Annotated in this window: 1 protein-coding gene and 1 pseudogene; one reads left to right on the plus strand and one right to left on the minus strand. The window is 61.8% G+C overall.

Features of this window, described 5'->3' with window-relative positions; translation table 11 throughout:
- A pseudogene (locus tag EN893_RS39330) lies at positions 1 to 285 on the minus strand (pyrimidine 5'-nucleotidase); the annotation flags it as partial.
- Positions 286 to 445: 160 nt separating this feature from the next.
- Between EN893_RS39330 and EN893_RS18100 the strand changes: the two are divergent.
- Positions 446 to 1,147 (plus strand): GGDEF domain-containing protein (locus tag EN893_RS18100; RefSeq protein WP_164900941.1); only part of this gene is annotated, 702 nt, incomplete at its 3' end.

Raw genomic sequence — 1,147 nt, forward strand, 5'->3', positions numbered from 1 at the left:
CAGCCATGAATAGTCGATGTCGTGGACCTTCTCGAGGAAATCATCGGGGTCGATGCCATGACGTGTCATCAGGCCGTTCAGCGTCGTGCCATATTCGCGGTAGAGTTCCTTCTGCAACTTGCGCGCATCGTCGCGCGGCAATGCCAGCAGCTCGCCGACATAGGCGGTCATCTTGACGTCGATCTGCGAGAACAGATTCGAATGATGCGGATAGAGCGTGTTGTCGAGATCGAAGACCCAGTCGGTGACATGGGCGAAGCGGGCGGGGTCAGGGAGCGTGGTCATGGGCTCCTTATGGCATGAAACGCGCATTCCGGAAGCGACTTTATCCACAACTTCTGCTCGTTGAGGTTGCGTAAATCGCCTCACGATTCAAATTTTAGGCATCTGGGAAAGGTGGCCTTTAGGGCTTGCTGGCAGAGAGGCAGTCTTGTGGGAGCAAGCGATGAACAGCATAATTCTGAGATCCGCCGCCGTTGCTTTCGCCTCAGTCGCGGCCTCTCTCCTGCTGACCCTGATCATCGTTCCGGCCATGGGATTTCCGGTCAACCGCACGATCTGGCTGACCTCCACGCTCTGTCCGCTGGTGCTGGCGTGGGCTGCCAGCGCAAGCACTTTCTGGCAAAGCGACAGGCTGAAAAACGCGCATCGCGATCTCGCCCGAGCCCATGCCCAGCTCGCCGCCGCGCATCGCCGCCTGGCGGAAAAGGCGAGCCGCGACGACATGACCGGCATGCTCAACCGGGAAAGCTTCTTTGCCGCGCTCGACGGTTCGCGCCGCAAGTCCGATCGCGGCGCGCTGCTGATCATCGATGCCGATCACTTCAAGACCATCAACGACAATTTCGGCCATCTGACAGGTGATGACGCGCTGCTTTTGATCGCCAGCGCGATCCAGCGCGGCGTGCGCAGCGGCGATGTGCTCGGCCGCATCGGCGGCGAGGAGTTCGGCGCCTTCCTGATCGGCGCGACCGAGCAGGAGGCCAAGCGCGTCGCCGAGCGAATTCGCCGCGAAGTGGAGCTGATCCGCTTCCGGCCCGTCGACGAGCGGACCATTCCGCTCACGGTCAGCATCGGCGGCACTGTCTGCGGCGAGGAAGCCAGTGTGTCGGAGCTGATGCGCGCCGCCGACCGGCGCCTCTACCAG

The organism is Mesorhizobium sp. M7A.F.Ca.CA.004.04.2.1 (assembly GCF_004022825.1).
GTDB lineage: Bacteria > Pseudomonadota > Alphaproteobacteria > Rhizobiales > Rhizobiaceae > Mesorhizobium.